We start from the raw sequence: 17998 nt of genomic DNA, 5'->3' as shown, positions 1-17998 counted from the left end.
CTTCGCCCCGTGCTCCCAACGGAGGGTGGCTCGGGCGTCGCACGCGATCACTAACGGCATCGAACATGCGCTCTACACAGGCGACCGGCGCACACTGAGACCACTGTCGGTGGCCTCTGTTTCACTAGCTCTATGACCGAGACCACGACTCCGCAGCCCCCCGATCGGGTGCTGGTGGACCCTGCCGATGCGACGTGGGTCTTCGAGGAGTGGACGCTGGCGGGCGACCCGGCGCGGGTCGAGCTGGAGGCGATGCTGGAGCAGCTGGCCAACATGGCCGACGTCCCCGAGCAGACCAAGGCCGCGGACGCGACTCGGGTCGACCAGCTGGCGTTGTTGGAGCGGATCAAGGGCGCCGCCGCGGGCCTGCAGGCGCGGATCACCCGCGGGTTCGAGGCCTCCCAGCTGGCCCAGCAGGAAGCGGCCGGGGTGCCGGCCCGCCGCCTGGGCCGCGGGATCGGCGACCAGGTCGCCCTCGCCCGCGGCTGCCCCACCCGTCAAGGGGGTCGGTGGCTGGGGTTCGCCCACGCCCTGGTCGAGATGCCCCACACCGGCTCTCTGCTCGCCGGTGGGCTGATCAGCGAGTGGACCGCGACCATCCTGGTCCGCGAGACCGCCTGCCTCACCCGCGAGGACCGCGGCATCGTCGACGCCCGCCTCGCTGCCACGACCGTCGACCCCGTCACCGGGGAGATCACCGACCCCTTCATCCTCGGCCTCACGCCCAGGCGGGTCGAGGCCGCCGCGCAGGCGCTGGCCGCCGAGCTCGACGCCGAAGCCGTCGTACGTCGCGCCGCGAAGGCTGCGAGAGACCGCCGGGTGACCACCCGGCCCACGCCGGACACGATGGTCCACGTCACCGGCACCGTCCCGGTGGCTCAAGGGGTGGCGTGCAAGGCCAGCCTGAGCGCCGCCGCGAAGGCCATCAAGGCCGCCGGTGATGAGCGGAGCGTGGCGCAGATCGAGGCCGACGTGTTCGTGCAGCGGCTCACCGGCCAGGCCGCTGCGGACGCGGTGCCGGTCGAGGTGGGGCTGGTGATGACCCCCGAGACCCTCCTCGGCGCTGGTCTCGCACCTGACCGGCCGGCCCGGACCGCCGACGGGAGCGTGGTCCCCGCCCAGACGGTCCGCGATCTCATCCACACCGCCGGCGCGCCGGTGTGGCTGCGGCGGATCTTCACCGACCCCGCCACCGGTGTCGTCACCGCCAGCGACCCCACCCGGCGCTTCTACAACACCGCCGACCTCGGGTTCATCCGGTGGCGCGACCAGCACTGCCGCAGCCCGTTCTGCGACGCCCGGATCGACGAGGGCGACCACGCCGAACGGTTCGCCGACGGCGGCCAAACCACCCGGGAGAACGCCCAAGGAGCCTGCAAGCCCCACAACCTGGTCAAAGAGACCCCCGGCTGGCGAACAAGGGTCACCGACCCCCGCCCCAGCCACCACACCATCGAGACCACCACCCCCACCGGCCACACCTACCGCAGTCAGGCACCACCAGCCCTCCCACCACCCGCCCGCGAGTAGCGGGGGAGCGCAGCCTCACCCGTCCCGTGGTTCCCGACGCAACCGGAGCCGCGCCACCGGAGCGCCCCCCACCAGGTGCTCCGCGACGACCTCCGCGGTCGCGGCCTCGTCCACACGGGAGTACCAGACGTCATCGGGCTGCACCGAGACCACCGGCGCCCGGTTGCACGGGAACAAGCAACCCGTCTGCGTCACCAACACGTCGTCATCACCCAAGCCCGCCGCCATCAACGCCAACACCAGCGCCCGCCACGTCCCGGCCGACCCCGCCGCCGTACACCGCGGCCCCCGGCAGACCAACACCTGATGCCGATGCGCCGGCGGCTCCTCCCACACCGGCGACCTCAACCCCGGCCCACCGTCGGTGATCGGACGGGCCCGCGCCACGAGACCAGCCCACTCCGCCTCGTCCACCAGGAACGACGACGCGGTCGCCACCACCGGTGCCCCCTCACCAAACCCACGCCACCAGTCCGCCGCCACCCGCCGCAACCACGACACCCCCGGCCCCGACACATCACCCACCCCGACCAGCACCACGCGCTCCACGCCGGAAGCAGCCAGCCGGTCCAACACCTCCGACAACCCCGGCGACGCCAGCTGCAGGAACGCCAGCTCCGCCCCCACCCGCCCAGCCAACGCCACCAACTCACCCCGACGCGCCGCATCCGCCGGAGACGTGCCGACCACCACCTGAACCGTCACCACAACAACCGCCCACGGGCTCGCAGAACGCAACCGCCGCAGCCGGATCCTGGCTCACCCCCCGGCGCTCCCTGCAGATCAGCAGGCACCCAGGACGCTCACAGTGGCGACGGCCGCGCCGGCCTCGAACCGGCTTCCCGCTTGCCACGGCGCCGGCAACGTACCAGCCGGCGAGCCACAGATGCGGCCCCGCCGCCCGACCCGTAGGCTGCGGCCAGCGAATGCCAATGGAAGCCGGTGAGAATCCGGCACAGTCGCGCTGCTGTGACACCGCCTCGGCGGTGAAGTCAGACCCGGGCACTCGTTCTCATCCCACCACCAGGGCGCATCACCCTGAGGAGAACACTCACATGTCGCACACTGCTGCGGCGCCGCTCACCGGCGCCCCGACGCTCCCCGACGTCCCCACCGTCGACCTCCGCGAGCTCGCCCCCTGGGCGCTCTTCGTCGGCCTGCTCAGCCTCCTGGTCCTCTTCTTCGTCAGCGCCGACCAAGGCGCGATCTCGATCCCCGCCGGGACCGCGATCCACGAATGGGTCCACGACGGCCGGCACCTGCTCGGCTACCCCTGCCACTGACGGCGGCCGCACCATGACCGCCCGCAGCTTCCTCGTCCGCGGCCTGCTCGCCGGCCTCATCGCCGGCGCCTTCGCCTTCGTCGTCGGCTACACCGTCGGCGAACCACCCATCGACGACGCCATCGCCCTCGAGGCCACCGCGGCACCCGCCGCAGCACCCGACCCAACAGCCGGCCACACGCACGACCACGCCGGCACAGCCCACAGCCACGGCGACGACGCCGGAGGCGGCATCAGCCGCACCACCCAGAAGACCTGGGGGCTGGCCACCGCCACCATCGCCGTCGGCGTCGCCCTCGGCGGCATCGTCGCGCTCGTCGCGGCCGGCGTCGCCGGCCGCCTCGGCCGGCTCTCGCTGGTCGGCTCCACCGCGCTGGTCACCGCACTCGGCTTCGTCGCCTACTCGCTGCTGCCGTTCCTGAAGTACCCCGCCGCCCCACCCGCGGTCGGCAGCGCCAACACCATCGGCTCGCGCACCGCGTCCTACTTCGCCTTCGTGCTGATCTCGGTCGTCGCGATGGTCGCCGTGGTCGCACTCGCCGGAGCCCTCGCCCCGCGCCTCGGCGGCCACCAGGCCGTCGTCGCCGCCGGGACGGCGTACGTCGCCGTGGTCGCCGTCGCCGCCCTCGCGATGCCGACCGTCAACGAGATCGGTGCCTTCCCCGCCGACGTGCTCTGGGAGTTCCGCCTCTCCGCGCTGCTCACCCAGACCGCCCTGTGGGCGGCCCTCGGCGTCGCCCTCACCTGGCTGCTCGGCCGCCTCGAGTCCCGGTCTCGCGCGACTGCCTGAGCACCCACTCCAGGGCCGGGCCCGCGGCGTCGACCACCGACGTCCGCGGGTCCGGCTCCGGCCGCGCCACCACGACCACCGGTACGCCGAGCAGCGCCGCCGCCTCCAGCTTCGGCCGCGTCAGCGCACCGCCCGAGTCCTTCGTCACCAGCACGTCCGCGCCATGCCCGCGCATCACCGCCAGGTCGCCCTCCACCGTGTAGGGCCCCCGGCTCGGCAGCAGCCGCCACGCCGCCGGCACCTCGATCTCCGGTGCGTCGACCACCCGGGCCAGCACCGCCAGCCCACCCAGCTCCGGCACGAACGTCGCCAGCTCCTGCCGGCCCACCGTCAGGAACGGCCGTCGCCCCAGCTCACCGGCCCGCACCGCCGCCTCCGCATGCGACGCCACCCGGTGCCATGCCGGGTCCGGATCCCAGCCCGGCCGCTCCAGCCGCAGCAGCGGCACCGACTCCTCCGCGCACGCCTCGACCGCATGCGCGCTGATCGTCGCCGCGAACGGGTGCGTCGCGTCGACCACCACGTCGTACGCCGCCAGCGCCGCGCGCAGCCCCGGCACGCCCCCGAACCCACCGATCCGCACCGGCCCCACCGGCAGCCGCGGCCGCGCCACCCGCCCCGCCAGCGACGAGGTCACCTCGACCCCCGCCTCGACCAGCAGCGCCGCCAGATCCCGCGCCTCCCCGGTGCCGCCCAGCAGCAGCACCCTCACCGCTGCAGCCCCAGCGTGAGCGTCGGCAGCCCCGCCGGAGCACCCTCGCGCGCCAACGCCAGCAGCGCGCCGACGTCGAGGTGCTCCTCGACCAGGTCGCCCAGCAGGTCCAGCCGCCGCTCCCGCGCCGCCCCGAACCGCACCCCCGACGGCCCCAGCCCGGCCACCTCGGCCAGGAACGCCGCCCGGAACGCGTCGCCCTCCAGGCTGCCGTGCCACATCGTCCCGAACACCAGGCCCGCCCGGGCCCCACCGAGGAACTCCTCGGTCCCGTCCGCCCGCTCCACCCGGCCGTGGTGGATCTCGTAGCCGCCCGCCGGCGCCCCCAGCGCCGCCCCCGACGGCAGCCGCAGCACCTTCTCGGCCGCGAACGTCGTGCGCACGTCCAGCAGGCCCAAACCCGGCGCCGACGCCCCGACCGGCCCCTCCACCCCGTCCGGGTCGCACACCTCGACCCCCAGCATCTGGAAGCCACCGCAGATGCCCAGCAGCGGCCGCCCCGCCCGCACGTGCGCCGCGATCGCGGCGTCCAGGCCCCGCGAGCGCAGCCACTCCAGGTCGGCCAGCGTCGCCCGGGTACCCGGCAGCACCACCAGGTGGGCGTCGGCCAGGTCGCGCGGGCTCGAGGCGAAGACGACGTCCAGCTCCGGCTCCAGACCCAGGGCGTCGACGTCGGTGAAGTTGCTGATCCGCGGCAGCCGCACCACCGCCACCCGCACCGGCGCCCCGGTCCGGCCGCGCCGCCCCTCCAGGTCGAGTGCGTCCTCGGAGTCCAGCCACAGGTCCGGGTGCCACGGCAGCACGCCGTGCACCGGCCGCCCGGTCAGCTCGCCGAGCCGCTCCAGCCCCGGCCGCAGCAGCCCCAGATCGCCGCGGAACCGGTTCACCACGAACCCCGCCACCAGCGCCTGGTCGGCCGGCTCCAGCAGCGCCACCGTGCCGACCAGCGATGCGAACAGCCCGCCCCGGTCGATGTCGCCCACCACCACGACCGGCAGGTCGGCGTGCCGCGCCAGCCCCAGGTTCACGTAGTCGCCGGCCCGCAGGTTGATCTCCGCCGGGCTGCCGGCCCCCTCTGCGACCACCACCTCGAAGCGCGCCGCCAGGTCGTCGTACGCCGCGTGCGCGGCCGCCGCGAGATGTCGCCGGCCGGTCGCGAAGTCGGTCGCCGACACCTCCCCGGCGGGCTGCCCCATGACCACGACGTGGCTGCGACGGTCAGAGCCCGGCTTGAGCAGCACCGGGTTCATCGCCGGCTCCGGCGCCACCCGCGCCGCGAGCGCCTGCACCCACTGGGCGCGCCCGATCTCGCCAGGCTCGTCGCCGGGGGAGTGGCACACCATCGAGTTGTTCGACATGTTCTGCGCCTTGAACGGCGCCACCCGCACACCCCGCCGCGCGAACGCCCGGCACAGGCCGGTGGTCACCACCGACTTACCGGCGTCCGAGGTGGTGCCGGCCACCAGCAGCCCGCTCACGCCACCGCCTCGCCCGCCGAGGGAGCCCGCAGCAGGTAGGCGTCCATCACCCAGCCGGCCGCCGCCCGCGCCGCCGCCCGCGCCGTCCGCACCTCGCCCAGCACCTCGCTGACCCGGCCGGCCACCAGCCGCTCACCGGCCGCCCCGAGGTTCGCCCCCCACCAGATCGACCAGTCCGCCAGCGCCTCGAGCGCCCCCAGGCTGCCCTCGGAGCCGAGCATCACCAGCACGTTCCTCTGCCCGCACGCCAGCGCCTCGGGCAGCCGCCGCGCCGTGGTCAGGTGCACCGGCTGGCCCACCTCGTGCAGCACCACCCGGTGCCGCGCGGCCAGCACCTGCGGCGCACTGATGCCCGGCACCACGTCCCAGGTGAGCGGCACGCGGTCGGCCACCTGCTCCAGCACCCGCAGCGTCGAGTCGTAGAGCGACGGGTCGCCCCACACCAGGAACGCCGCCGTGCCGCCCCGCGCCCCCAGCTCCGCGGCGTACGCAGCCACCCGCGCCGCGTGCCAGTCGCGCACCGCCGCGGGGTAGTCGGCCGCCTGGTCACGGTCCCGCTCGGGGTCGGCCACCTCCACCAGCGTCACGCCGTGGTCGGCGCAGACCGCGCGGCGCACCTCCAGCAGCTCGTCGACGTCGCCCTTGCGGGCCGCCAGCACGTAGTCGGCGGCCCGGAGCGCCGCGGCGCCCTCGACGGTCAGGTGCTGGGGCCCCATGCCGAGGCCCACTACGTGCACGTGCGTCATGCCCCATTCCCAGCGCCGTCCTCGAGGTCGCCCTCGACCTCCAGGTAGACCTTCTGCATCGAGGCGAGCGTCTCGGGGTCCGGTTCGGCCCACAACCCCCGCTCGGCCGCCTCGTGCAGCCGCTCGACGATGCCGCGCAGGGCCCACGGGTTCGAGCGCCTGAGGAACTCCTGGTTGGTCTCGTCGAGCACATAGGAGCCGGCCAGCGACTCATACATCCAGTCGTGCACGACCCCAGCGGTGGCGTCGAACCCGAACAGGTAGTCCACCGTCGCGGCCAGCTCGAACGCGCCCTTGTAGCCGTGCCGCTGCATCGCCGCGATCCAGCGCGGGTTCACCACCCGCGCCCGGAACACCCGGTTCGTCTCCTCCTGGAGCGTCCGGGTGCGCACGGCGTCCGGCGACGTCGAGTCACCGACGTACGCCTTCGGGTCCGCGCCGGTCAGCGCCCGTACCGTCGCGATCATCCCGCCGTGGTACTGGAAGTAGTCGTCGGAGTCGGCGATGTCGTGCTCGGTGCTGTCGACGTTCTTCGCCGCCACCTTGATCCGCCGGTACGCCGCCCGCATGTCGTCCGCGGCCGGCGCACCGTCGAGTCCCCGGCCGTAGGCGAAGCCGCCCCATGCCGTGTAGACCTCGGCGAGGTCGGCGTCGTCGCGCCAGGACCCCGACTCCACCGCCTGCAGGATGCCGGCGCCGTAGGAGCCCGGCTTCGAGCCGAAGATCCGGGTCGTCGCCCGCCGGGCGTCGCCGTGCTCGGTCAGCGCGGCGCGGGCGTGGGCGCGCACGAAGTTCAGCTCGTCGGGCTCGTCGAGGTCGGCGACCAGCCGGACCGCGTCGTCGAGCATCGCCACCACGTGCGGGAACGCGTCGCGGAAGAACCCGGAGATCCGAACCGTCACGTCGATGCGCGGCCGGCCGAGCTCCTCGAGGTCGATCACCGCCAGCTCGCCCACCCGCCGCGACACCTCGTCCCACACCGGCCGGACGCCCAGCAGCGCCAGCACCTCGGCCACGTCGTCGCCGGAGGTGCGCATCGCGCTGGTGCCCCACACCGACAGGCCCACCGACGTGGGGTGCTCGCCGGTCTCGTCGAGGTAGCGCCGCACCAGCGACTCGGCCATCGCCTGCCCGGTCTGCCAGGCCAGCCGCGACGGCACCGCCCGCGGGTCGACGGTGTAGAAGTTGCGACCGGTGGGGAGCACGTTGACCAGGCCGCGCAGCGGCGAACCCGACGGGCCAGCCGGCACGAACCCGCCGTCGAGGGCGTGCAGCAGCCGATCCAGCTCGTCGGTGGTCGCTGCCAGCCGGGGCACCACCTCCGACGCCGCGAACCGCAACGCCGCCCGGACCGCCGGGTCCTCGTGCAGACCGTCCACCGCGGCCGGGTCCCAGCCTGACTCGGCGAGTGCGGTGACCAGCTCCCGCGCCCGGGCCTCGAACGCGTCGACCTCGACGGTGTTCGCTCCCTCGCGTAGACCAAGCGCGGCCCGCAGTCCCGGCACCGCATTGCCGACTCCGCCCCAGACCTGCGCCGCGCGCAGCACTGCGAGCACCAGGTTGACCAGCGCCTCGCCGGTCGGCGGCTGACCCAGCACGTGCAGGCCGTCGCGGATCTGGACGTCCTTGATCTCGCACAGCCAGCCGTCGACGTGCAGCAGGAAGTCGTCGAACTCCTCGTCGTCGGGCCGCTCGTCGAGGCCGAGGTCGCGGTGCATCTCCGCGGCCCGCATCAGCGCCCAGATCTCGCCGCGGATCGCCGGCAGCTTGGCCGGGTCCATCGCCGCGATGTTGCCGTGCTCGTCGAGCAGCTGCTCGAGCCGGGCCACGTCGCCGTAGGTCTCCGCCCGCGCCATCGGCGGCACCAGGTGGTCGACGATCGTGGCGTGGGCCCGCCGCTTGGCCTGCGCCCCCTCGCCGGGGTCGTTCACCAGGAATGGGTAGAACAGCGGCAGGCTGCCCAGCACGGCGTCGGTGCCGCACGCCGCCGACAGCCCGGCGTTCTTGCCGGGCAGCCACTCCAGCGAGCCGTGCTTGCCGACGTGCACGACCGCGTGCGCGCCGAACCCGCCGTCGTCCTCCGGCGCCTCCAGCCAGCGGTACGCCGCGAGGTAGTGGTGGGTGGGCGCCAGGTCGGGGTCGTGGTAGATCGCGACCGGGTTCTCCCCGAACCCGCGCGGCGGCTGGATCATCAGCACCACGTTGCCGGCCACCAGCGTCGCCAGCACGAGCTCGCCGGCGTCGTTGACGAACAGGCTGCCCGGGGCCGCGCCCCACGCCTCCTCCATCGACTCCCGCAGCGCCGCCGGCAGGTCCCCGGTCCACCGGACGTAGCGCTCGGCGGGGATCCGCACGTGCGCGTCGGTGAGCTGCCCGGAGGTCAGCCACTCCTCGTCCTGTCCGCCGGCCGCGATCATCGCGTGGATCAGCGCGTCGCCAGCCTCGGTGTCATCGGCGAGGTACAGCCCGGGCACCGACCTGGGTGCCCCGAGGTCGTAGCCCGCCTCGCGCAGTCGTCGCAGCAGCCGGACCACCGACACCGGGGTGTCGAGGCCGACCGCGTTGCCGATCCGGGCGTGCTTGGTCGGATAGGCCGAGAGCACGATCGCCACTCGCTTCTCGGCGTTCGGCAGGTGCCGCAGCCGGGCGTGGTTGACCGCGATCTCGGCGACCCGGCGGCAGCGCTCGGGGTCGGCGACGTAGCGGGGCAGGCCGTCGTCGCCGGTCTCCTTGAACGAGAACGGCACGGTGATGATCCGGGCGTCGAACTCGGGGATCGCGACCTGGTTGGCGGAGTCGAGCGGGGAGACGCCGTCGTCGCTGGCCTCCCACTCGGCCCGGCTGCTGGTCAGGCAGAGGCCCTGGAGCACGGGGATGTCGAGGGCGGCGATCCGCTCCACGTCCCAGGTCTCGTCGTCGCCGCCGGCGCCCGCCGAGGCGGGCACGCTGCCGCCGGCCGCGAGCACCGTGACCACCAGTGCGTCCAGGTCGCCGAGTGCCTCGAAGAGGTCGTCGGGGGCACTGCGCAGCGAGCCGGCGAAGATAGGCACCGCGACCGCCTCGCCGGTCGCGTCGACGGCGTCGGCCAGGGCGTGGGCGAAGCCGGTGTTCCCGCTGGCCTGGTGGGCCCGGTAGTAGAGGATCCCGACCCGGGGCAGCGAGTCGTCGGCCGGCCCGGGCCGCTCGGCGTACCCCCAGGCCGGGATGGCGAGCGGTGGCTCGAAGCCCTCCCCGGTGAGCAGCACGGTGTCGGAGAGGAAGGCGTGCAGCTGGGCCAGGTTGGCGGGTCCGCCCTCCGCCAGGTAGCGGTGCGCCTGGGCGGCGACCCCGATCGGCACGCTGGACAGCTCCATCAGCTCCGCGCTGGGCTGCTGCTCGCCGCCCAGGACGACCGCGGGGGTGCCCGCGGTGCGGAGCCCGGCGAGGCCGGGCCACAGGTCGTCGGGGGAGCCGAGCTGCCGGACCACGACCAGGTCGGCGTCCGCGACGCAGGCCTCGAGCTCGGCTTCGGTGCTGCGGGCGGGGTTGGCCAGGACGTACGTCGCGCCGCTGGCCCGGGCGGACAGCAGGTCGGTGTCGGACGTCGAGAGCAGGCAGATGCGTGTGGACGCGGCCATCGGCCGGTTCCTCCTCCGGGGTTCTCGCCCCGTGTAGCGGTCGGACCACCCTGGGCGAGTATCTGGCTGCCGGCCGAAGCCGGGTCACAGTGGCGGAACCGCCCCGGAGTCGCACCGGGTTCCTGCACCGAAGGATGTGTGGGCCGAACCCTACGCGGTCACAGCCGCAGCACGCGGCCGGCCACGACCAGGTGGACCTCCTCGACCGCCGCGCCGATGCGCTGGTTCACCAGGCCCAGAAGGTCGCGGAAGAGCCGGCCGGAGCGGTGCGCAGGGACGACGCCGAGGCCTACCTCGTTGGTGACGAGCACGACGTCGTCGCGCCCCTGGATCGCCGCAGCCACCTCCTCGGCCAGGTCGGCGAGCAGTGCGGTCACCTCGTCAGCCGGCCTCTCCCAGAGGCCGCGATCGTCGAGCACCCCGGTGACCCAGGTGCCCAGGCAGTCGACGAGAACGGGCGTCCGTGCGGTCAGTGCCCCCGCGAGGTCACGGGTCTCGACCGTCGTCCAGCCGCCTGGGCGCCGGGCCCGGTGCCCGGCGACGCGGGCCGCCCAGTCGTGGTCGGCCGCGGCGTCGGGAACCGGACCGGGCGCCACGTAGGTCACCGCCGACGCCTCGGACAGCAGTGCCTCGGCATGACGGGACTTGCCCGACCGTACGCCGCCGGTCACCAGCACCCTCATCGCCCGCCAGTCCTCCCGCTCGTCGTGGGTCAGCCGCGCGCCGAGGCTAGCGAAAGGCGCCGAAACACCGGCGAAACCTCAGCCGGCCAGGATGACGCCGTGCAGCTGACCATCGAGCCCGCCGACCTCGCCGCCCGCGACCTGGCCGACTTCATCCAGGCGCACCTCGACGAGATGGCGCCCACGGCCCCGCCCGAGAGCCGACACGCTCTCGACCTCGACGGCCTGCGGCGGTCCGGCATCCGGATGTGGGTGGTCCGCGCCGAGGACCGGATCGTCGCCACCGGGGCCCTCGCGCCGCTCACCGGCGGCCACGAGGAGCTGAAGAGCATGCGCACCGACCCGTCCTGCCGGGGTCGGGGGATCGGCGGCCGGCTGCTGCGGCACCTCCTCGAGGACGCGCGCGACCGCGGCGTCTCCCGGCTCTCGCTCGAGACCGGCAGCATGGAGTTCTTCGCCGCGGCGCGGGCGCTCTACGCCAGCGCCGGGTTCGCGCCCTGTGGTCCGTTCGGGAGCTACGTGGAGGACCCGAACAGCGTCTTCATGACCCGGACGCTGTGACGTCGCGGCGGTCGCGCAGCATCCGGCGCACGCCGAGCAGCAGCATCGCGACCCCGAGCCCGCCGACCACGATGCCGAGGAACAGGTAGAGGTAGATCGCGTCGAGGTCGGCGTCGTCGTCGATGCCGATCATGCTGCCGACCAGGAATCCGAAGAGCGGTCCGAGCGCGGCGATCACGGCACCGCCGATGATCAGCCACAGCCCCGGCCGCATCGGCTCGAGCGTGATCTGACGCCCGGCGGCGGGCTCGTGCAGATCGGGATCGGTGGTCATCGGGCGTCCTCTCCATGGGGGCGTGACGGGGTAGGCACGGGGCCGCGGCCGTTGACGCTCGGGGGCTCTTCCTTCGACGAGCGGACCGCGTCGAGGAACGGGCTGACGATGTCGATCGGGATGGGGAAGACCACGGTGGAGTTCTGGTCGGCGCCGAGCTCCAGCAGCGTCTGGAGGTAGCGCAGCTGGAGGCTGGCCGGGCTCTCGCTCAGAGTGGCCGCCGCGTCGCGCAGCTCCTTGGAGGCCTGGAGCTCACCGCGCGCGCTGATCACCTTGGCCCGCCGCTCCCGCTCGGCCTCGGCCTCGCGGGCCATCGCCCGCTGCATCGCCTCGGGGATCTCGACGTCCTTGATCTCGACCACGTCGACCTCCACCCCCCACGGGCCGGTCTGTGCCGCGATCGACTGCGCGAGGTCCTCGTTGAGGTCGGCCCGGTGGGCCAGGAGGGTGTCGAGGTCGGCGCGGCCCACCACCGAGCGGAGGGTGGTCTGGGCGATCTGGGAGGTGGCGACCGCGTGGTTCTCGACCGCCATCACCGACTGGACCGGGTCGACCACCCGGAACAGCACGACCGCGTTGACCCGGGCCGGCACGTTGTCGCGGGTGATCACCTCCTGGGGCGGGATCGTCAGCGCGACGACACGGAGGTCGACGCGCAGCATCTTGTCGAGTCCGGGCAGCACCAGGCACGGGCCGGGCCCCAGTGCGCCGCGGAGCCGACCGAGCCGGAAGGCGACCCCGCGCTCGTACTCCTTGAGAATCCGGATCGAGGAGACGGCCAGCACCAGCACGGCGAGGCCCACCAGTGCGGCGATCAGCCAGGTCACGAGGCCACCTCCCGGTCGCCGCGGTCGGAACGGTAGACCGAGCGCCGCGCCTGCCACGACGCCGCGTGCTGCTCGCGCTCGAGCAGCGTGGCGTCGAGGGTGCGGTGGGCCATGCCCTCGGGCAGGAACACCGGTGAGCGCCGCAGGTGCGACCACAGCGGCCAGCTGAGCAGCAGGGCGAGGACCACGGACCCGCCCAGCACCGCCAGCCCCGCGGGCGGAGGCCCGGTGGCGACCATCGCCACCGGCCACACCAACCCCATCAGGACGACCGAGCAGGCGATGCCCCGGTGGAACCGGGCGGCCTCGGACGCCGGCCAGGTGTCCACCGCGCGCTGCATCTCGCGGCCCGAGGAGGAGGTGGTGCAGGTGTCCTTGACCGGGCAGGCGTTGCAGACGCTCGGGGTGCCCCGGTAGCGCATCACCCGGTTCTCGGGGTCGAAGGACTGCGGCCACAGCCACTGGTCCTGCGGGCACCGCCAGGCGTCGTGGTCGGCGTGGTAGCTGAAGCCGAACGCGGCGCCACCCTCGGCGGTCGAGGCGGCGCGTCGGGCGAGCATGTCGATGACGTGCCCGAGTCCGACCAGGGCGATGCAGTAGCCCCCGGCCAGCCAGATCTCCACGCCCACGCCGCTCACGGGCTCGCCTCGTCCTCGCGCCGGTCGGAGGCGTATCGGGGACCGCCGACACCGCCGGGTCGGCCGGTGCGGTCCTCGGCCGCCTCGGGGTGTTCCTCGACGTAGAGGGTCTCCGGCGGCAGCGTGGTCGCGGTCGCCTTGATGCCGTGCCGCACCCCCAGCCAGGTGATCCACAGGAACGGCAGGACGCCGCCGATCAGGAAGATCACGTCGCCGGGCATCCGCATCCACTCGAGCACCGCGTTGCCGGGCTCGGTGAGGTAGCCCAGGGTGCGGGCCTCGTAGTAGCCGTCGTTGACCGAGTGCCACAGTTGGACCACGCCGAGCGGCAGCAGCGTCACGAAGACCATCCAGGCCAGGCCGATGTTGAGCGACCAGAACGAGACCTTGGCCATCCGGTCGGGCCACTTGGCGGCCGGGACGATGTAGCGCAGCGCGAAGAGCGCGAGGCCGACGGCCATCATCCCGTAGACGCCCATCATCGCGCCGTGCGCGTGGTTGGCGGTCAGCGCGGTGCCGATCTGGTAGTAGGACACGATCGGCAGGTTGATCAGGAAGCCGAAGACGCCGGCGCCGACGAAGTTCCAGAAGCCGACGGCCACCAGGAACATCACCGCCCACCGGTGTGGGAACGGGGCACTGCTGCGGGTCTGCTGCCGGGAGCCGAGCTGGAGGAAGGTCCAGGCCTCCACGGTCAGGAACGTCAACGGGATGACCTCGAGTGCGGAGAAGAACGCGCCCAGCGCCATGTGCTCCACGGGGGTGCCCGAGAAGTAGAGATGGTGCATCGTGCCGAGCACGCCGCCGGCGGAGTAGAGGATCACGTCGAGGAAGATGATCTGGATCGCGATCTTGCGGCGCACCACCCCCAGCATCACGAAGATGTAGGCGACCATCACCGTCGTGAACAGCTCGAGGAAGTCCTCGACCCACAGGTGGACCACCCAGAACCGCCAGAACTCCGCGACGGTCAGGTGCGAGTCGGTGCGCGCGATCATGCCGACGGCGTAGAACGCGGGGATCGCCAGGCCGGCGTAGAAGAACAGCCACGGCATGTTCAGTCGGTGCTCGGTCTGGAGCCGGGCCCGGATCGCGCGGTAGATGATCGCGATCCACAAGAACAGGCCGACGACCAGCAGCGCCTGCCAGAACCGTGGCAGGTCGAGGTACTCCCACTGCTGGTCGAAGAAGATCGACCCCTTCGCCCAGTCGGCGCCGAAGATGCTGACCGCCTCGCCGGCCAGGGAGCCGAACACCACGATCGCGACGGCCACGAGCAGGCCCCAGGTCAGCAGATGCTGGTTGCGGGGCTCGCGGCCGGAGATGATCGGGGCGAGGAAGACGCCCGCCGCCAGGAACGAGGCCGCCGTCCAGAACAGCGACAGCTGGACGTGCCAGGTGCGCGCCAGGTTGAACGGCAGCACCTGCGCCAGGTCGATGCCGAAGAAGCTGGCCAGGTCGGCTCGGTAGTGCTCGATCGCGGCCCCCAGCAGCGTCTGGCCGAGGAAGAGCACGGCGACGACGAAGAAGAACCAGGCGGTGACCTTCTGGGCCTTGGTGATCTCGACGTCGCCGGGCTGTCGGAAGGCCAGCGCCGGCTGTTCGGTGGCATGCCAGCCGATCTGTCGGCTCCACCTGCCGTAGAGGGCGAAGAGGCCGCCGAGTCCGGCCAGCAGCGCGATGAGGGAGAGACCGGACCACACGACGATGTCGGCGGTCGGCCCGTTGTCGACGCGGGGCTCGGAGGGCCAGTTGTTCGTGTAGGAGTAGCTGTGGCCCGGGCGCTCCGCGGCTGCGGCCCAGGCGGTCCAGGAGAAGAACGCGGTGAGCTCGTGGATCTCCTGCTCGTCGGTGATCACCTTGGGGATCAGGCCGTACTTGGTGCTGTCCTCGCCGAAGATCTCGGCGTAGTGCGCCCGTACGGCCTCGAACGCCGCCACCTGCTCGGGCGTGAACACCAGTTCACCGGAGTCCTCGTCGTAGCGGTTCTCGCGGAGCATGTCGCGGGTGGCCCGGCTGGGCTCCTGGGCGCCGGACTCCGCGATCGCGGCCTCGATCTCCTCGGCCGACAGACGGAGGTACTCGGCGGTGTAGTCCGGGCCGAGGTAGCCGCCGTGCCCCATCACCGAGCCGTACTGCTGCAGGCCGCGGCGCAGGAAGATCTGCTGGCCGGCGGTGATCTCGTCGCCGGTGTAGACGGTCTCGCCGTCCTCGCCCACCACCCGCTCGGGCTGCGGCATCGAGTCGGTGTAGGTGCGGACCGCAAGCATCCCCATCACGAAGAACCCGAAGATCATCACCAGGGCGATGCCTTGGACCCATCCCTTGGAGAGGTTGAGCTCCGAGCGGTCCGCGCGGTCGGCTTCGCGTGCGTGCAAGGTCATGTCAGCGGCTCCCGATGCCTCGACGGATGGCCCGGCCAACGTAGCGAAGGTCACACGCCTTGTGAACCGTCCGGGACGGACGGAGATGACCGGAGCGGGCCCGCGGTGCGCGGCAGCGGCTCGAACCCGGGGCTGCCGGCCAGCGCCGTGTTCGCTTCGGCCACGGCCCGGGCGTGGGCGCGGCGCACCCCGGTCGGGCGCAGCGGCAGCCCGGGTGGCCGGCGCACCCCCGTCCCGTCGTGGTTCGCGCGCAGCGAGACCCACAGCGAGCGGGTGCGGGGGGCCTGGGCCACCAGCTCGGCCCGGACCTCGAGCCAGCGGCGCAGCAGCTCGCAGGCGCGGTGCGACAGCGGCACCTGCACGCGAGGTGGTGGCGTCCTCGTCGCGGGCGGCCGGGGCTGGTAGTCCAGCGTGCGGGCGGCCAGGTCGACGTCCTCGGGCGTGAGTGCCGCCAGCTCGCCGCTGCGCAGGCCCGCCTCGTGCACGAGGACCGCCATCGCGGCGGCCCGCACCTGGCCGGGCCGCGCTCCGGCGGGCGAGGCACGTCCGGCCCACAGCGCGAGCGCGATCCTGGCCGGTGTGTCGGCGACCCGCTCTCGAGGCACCGGCAGCGACACGGTGTCGGTCACCGGGTCGGCGCAGCCGGCCGCCTGGGCGAACAGCCGCAGGCAGGCACGGCGCACCCGCCGGGTCGCGTCGGGAGAGGGGCGTGCCGGCGCGCCTCGGGTGCGCAGCGCACCGGCGTCGGCCGCCGCGAGGTACGCCGCGACCAGGGTCGCGTCGAGCCAGCCGGCGGGCGCGTGGGGGAGGAGAGCGCCGTCGGTGGCCCCGCGGGCGAACCGCGCCAGCTCCCCGGCCACCCAGCGCAGCTGCCGCGCCCGGCTGCTGCTGACCCCGCCGTCGCGGTGCACGGCGGTGGCGACGAGCTCGGCCAGAGAGTCGGGCAGTGCCTCGCTGGTCACGCACCCCTCCTCGATCGGATCGTCTGAGATAACAGGCCCACACGCCGATTCAAGCATGGCGGCGCCGGGCGGGACGCGGGCTCCGCCCGCGGGCAGCTACGAGAACGACCCCCGCTAACTCCGGCCGAGGCGCGCCTCGACAGCCGGCTGCGCGGGATCGAGCGAGAAGCCGGTGCTCGCGCCGGAGGCCCGGACAAGGTAGTCCCCGGCCCAGCCCCGGACGGTGAGGCGGCCCTCGGCGTCGGTGCGCCAGGTGGTGGGGGAGAGCCACCACTCGTCCTTCACCAGACCGCGCAGGGCGTGGTACGCCGGCTTGGGCGTGCCGTCGGCGCGCACGAGCCCGGCGGGTGCCCCCAGCCACGACCCTCGGTCGGTCAGGCCCCAGTAGTTGATCACCTCGACCGCCGGGTGCGAGAGCAGGGTCGTGTAGTGCCGCACCACCTCGTCGGCCTGCCTCGCCTCGCCCTCCGGCGTCGACGGCCACGAGGGCACCTGGTAGTCGTTGAGGTCCTCGATGTGAGCCGGCATCAGGTCGCCGGACAGCAGCGTGGTCTCGGTGAGGTGGAGGGGCAGCCCGTAGCGGGCGAACCGGTCCAGCGTCGCGAGGGTCCGCTCCTCGCCCCAGTAGCCCTGGTGCATGTGGGTCTGCAGGCCGATGGCGTCGACGGCGATCCCCGCCTCGAGCACCCCCTCGATCAGGCACTCGTAGGCCGTCGAGAGGTCGAAGTCGTTGAGCACCAGTCGCACCGACGGGTTCGCCTCACGGGCGGTCTCGAAGGCCAGTCGCACCATCGGGATCCGGCCGATGTCGCGGCAGAGACGGGTGACGGCGTTGGTGGCCTGCTCGTTGTCGAAGACCGGCATGATCACGACTTCGTTGATCGGGTCCCAGGTGTCGACGAGGCCCGCGAAGTCCGAGACCTCCCGGGTGACCCGGGCTCGGAGGGTGGTCTCGACCTCGGCGTCGGAGAGTCCGGCCAACCAGTCGGGCGCCAGGGTGTGCCAGACCAGCGGGTGGCCCTTCAGGTCGACACCCCGGTCGCGGAACCAGCGGGCGGTCCGGAGCAGCCGTCGGGTGTCCGGGTGGCCGGGCATCGGCTCGAACCCGGCCCAGTAGAACGGCAGCGTCGCGGTGTTGAAGACGTCGAGCCACAGGTCGACCAGGCCCGCGGCCTCCTGTGGCTCGGCCCCACCGAAGACGTTGTGGTCGGGGGCGCTGGTCTCGTTCGCGAGGCCGACGAAGTCGAAGCCGATGTTGCCGAACGCGAACGCGTGCCGCACCTGCTCGAGTCCCACCTCGGCGTCGGCCAGCGGCTCCCCGCCGGGGCCGCGAACGGTGAGCGTGGCCTCGTGCCAGCGGTGCTCGAGGCCGCGCCTCGAGCCGGTGGTGGCGGTGCTGCTGGCGGTGGGCATGCCGGTTCTCCCGTCTGATCGACCGCCTGGCGCAAAAGCGAGCCAGGTCACTTGGAAAACGATATCGACAACGATTGACACGCGCTAGCGTCATCAGCAA

16 protein-coding genes and 1 riboswitch are annotated in these 17998 nt (G+C 73.3%); of the genes, 4 read left to right on the top strand and 12 right to left on the bottom strand.

Annotated features, from left to right (window positions below):
- Window positions 1-132: 132 nt before the first annotated feature.
- Entirely contained in the window at window positions 133-1530 is a 1398-nt protein-coding gene (locus D6B71_RS02890; protein ID WP_121251740.1) for a DUF222 domain-containing protein, read from the top strand.
- A 15-nt stretch (window positions 1531-1545) separates the two neighbouring features.
- Here D6B71_RS02890 and D6B71_RS23715 read toward each other — a convergent pair whose 3' ends face one another.
- Window positions 1546-2235: a (2Fe-2S) ferredoxin domain-containing protein gene (locus tag D6B71_RS23715; protein ID WP_121251738.1), complete on the bottom strand. Its 690-nt coding sequence runs from the start codon at window positions 2233-2235 to the stop codon at window positions 1546-1548.
- Window positions 2236-2585: 350 nt separating this feature from the next.
- Here D6B71_RS23715 and D6B71_RS02880 point away from each other — a divergent pair, with 350 nt between their 5' ends.
- Window positions 2586-2813: a CbtB domain-containing protein gene (locus tag D6B71_RS02880; RefSeq protein ID WP_121251736.1), complete on the top strand. Its 228-nt coding sequence runs from the start codon at window positions 2586-2588 to the stop codon at window positions 2811-2813.
- A 13-nt stretch (window positions 2814-2826) separates the two neighbouring features.
- The gene (locus D6B71_RS02875; RefSeq protein WP_121251734.1) at window positions 2827-3603 is read left to right on the top strand and encodes a CbtA family protein; all 777 of its coding nucleotides are present in this window, start codon (window positions 2827-2829) and stop codon (window positions 3601-3603) included.
- On the opposite strand, the gene D6B71_RS02870 is transcribed toward D6B71_RS02875, so the two are convergent.
- The 5 genes from D6B71_RS02870 to D6B71_RS02850 all read right to left on the bottom strand — a co-directional run bounded on the left by D6B71_RS02870 (window position 3554) and on the right by D6B71_RS02850 (window position 10839).
- A complete protein-coding gene (locus tag D6B71_RS02870; protein ID WP_121251732.1) occupies window positions 3554-4315 on the bottom strand; it encodes a cobalt-precorrin-6A reductase in 762 nt (253 codons plus the stop codon). The genes D6B71_RS02875 and D6B71_RS02870 overlap by 50 nt on opposite strands.
- Window positions 4312-5793, bottom strand: coding sequence for a cobyric acid synthase (locus tag D6B71_RS02865; protein WP_121251730.1), 1482 nt, complete (start codon window positions 5791-5793; stop codon window positions 4312-4314). The genes D6B71_RS02870 and D6B71_RS02865 overlap by 4 nt, the downstream gene beginning before the upstream one ends.
- Window positions 5790-6539: a precorrin-6A synthase (deacetylating) gene (gene cobF / locus D6B71_RS02860; protein ID WP_121251728.1), complete on the bottom strand. Its 750-nt coding sequence runs from the start codon at window positions 6537-6539 to the stop codon at window positions 5790-5792. The genes D6B71_RS02865 and cobF overlap by 4 nt, the downstream gene beginning before the upstream one ends.
- The gene (locus D6B71_RS02855) at window positions 6536-10156 is read right to left on the bottom strand and encodes a cobaltochelatase subunit CobN (protein WP_121251726.1); all 3621 of its coding nucleotides are present in this window, start codon (window positions 10154-10156) and stop codon (window positions 6536-6538) included. The genes cobF and D6B71_RS02855 overlap by 4 nt, the downstream gene beginning before the upstream one ends.
- Before the next feature lie 36 nt (window positions 10157-10192).
- Window positions 10193-10324: riboswitch (cobalamin riboswitch) on the bottom strand.
- Entirely contained in the window at window positions 10315-10839 is a 525-nt protein-coding gene (locus D6B71_RS02850; RefSeq protein ID WP_121251724.1) for a bifunctional adenosylcobinamide kinase/adenosylcobinamide-phosphate guanylyltransferase, read from the bottom strand. It overlaps the preceding riboswitch by 10 nt.
- Between D6B71_RS02850 and D6B71_RS02845 the strand changes: the two genes are divergently transcribed.
- Window positions 10792-11400, top strand: a complete 609-nt coding sequence (locus tag D6B71_RS02845) for a GNAT family N-acetyltransferase (RefSeq protein WP_121251931.1) — start codon at window positions 10792-10794, stop codon at window positions 11398-11400. The genes D6B71_RS02850 and D6B71_RS02845 overlap by 48 nt on opposite strands.
- Here the strand turns inward: D6B71_RS02845 and D6B71_RS02840 are convergent.
- The 6 genes from D6B71_RS02840 to D6B71_RS02815 form a co-directional block, all read right to left on the bottom strand.
- A complete protein-coding gene (locus D6B71_RS02840; protein WP_121251722.1) occupies window positions 11381-11674 on the bottom strand; it encodes a hypothetical protein in 294 nt (97 codons plus the stop codon). The two genes, D6B71_RS02845 and D6B71_RS02840, sit on opposite strands and share 20 nt — an antisense overlap.
- On the bottom strand, window positions 11671-12501 hold the full coding sequence (locus D6B71_RS02835) for a slipin family protein (protein WP_121251720.1): 831 nt from the start codon (window positions 12499-12501) through the stop codon (window positions 11671-11673). Before D6B71_RS02835 ends, D6B71_RS02840 begins: the two co-directional genes overlap by 4 nt.
- Window positions 12498-13139: a hypothetical protein gene (locus tag D6B71_RS02830; RefSeq protein ID WP_121251718.1), complete on the bottom strand. Its 642-nt coding sequence runs from the start codon at window positions 13137-13139 to the stop codon at window positions 12498-12500. The genes D6B71_RS02835 and D6B71_RS02830 overlap by 4 nt, the downstream gene beginning before the upstream one ends.
- Window positions 13136-15523, bottom strand: coding sequence for a nitric-oxide reductase large subunit (locus tag D6B71_RS02825; protein ID WP_121251716.1), 2388 nt, complete (start codon window positions 15521-15523; stop codon window positions 13136-13138). Before D6B71_RS02825 ends, D6B71_RS02830 begins: the two co-directional genes overlap by 4 nt.
- A gap of 50 nt (window positions 15524-15573) precedes the next feature.
- A complete protein-coding gene (locus tag D6B71_RS02820; protein WP_164519511.1) occupies window positions 15574-16485 on the bottom strand; it encodes a tyrosine-type recombinase/integrase in 912 nt (303 codons plus the stop codon).
- A 114-nt stretch (window positions 16486-16599) separates the two neighbouring features.
- Window positions 16600-17898, bottom strand: coding sequence for an endo-1,4-beta-xylanase (locus D6B71_RS02815; RefSeq protein WP_121251713.1), 1299 nt, complete (start codon window positions 17896-17898; stop codon window positions 16600-16602).
- Window positions 17899-17998 lie beyond the last annotated feature (100 nt).

This window comes from Nocardioides ferulae, from assembly GCF_003660455.1.
Lineage (GTDB): Bacteria > Actinomycetota > Actinomycetes > Propionibacteriales > Nocardioidaceae > Nocardioides > Nocardioides ferulae.
Note: the sequence above shows the minus strand (reverse complement) of the source record. Positions and strands in the feature narration are given on the sequence as shown.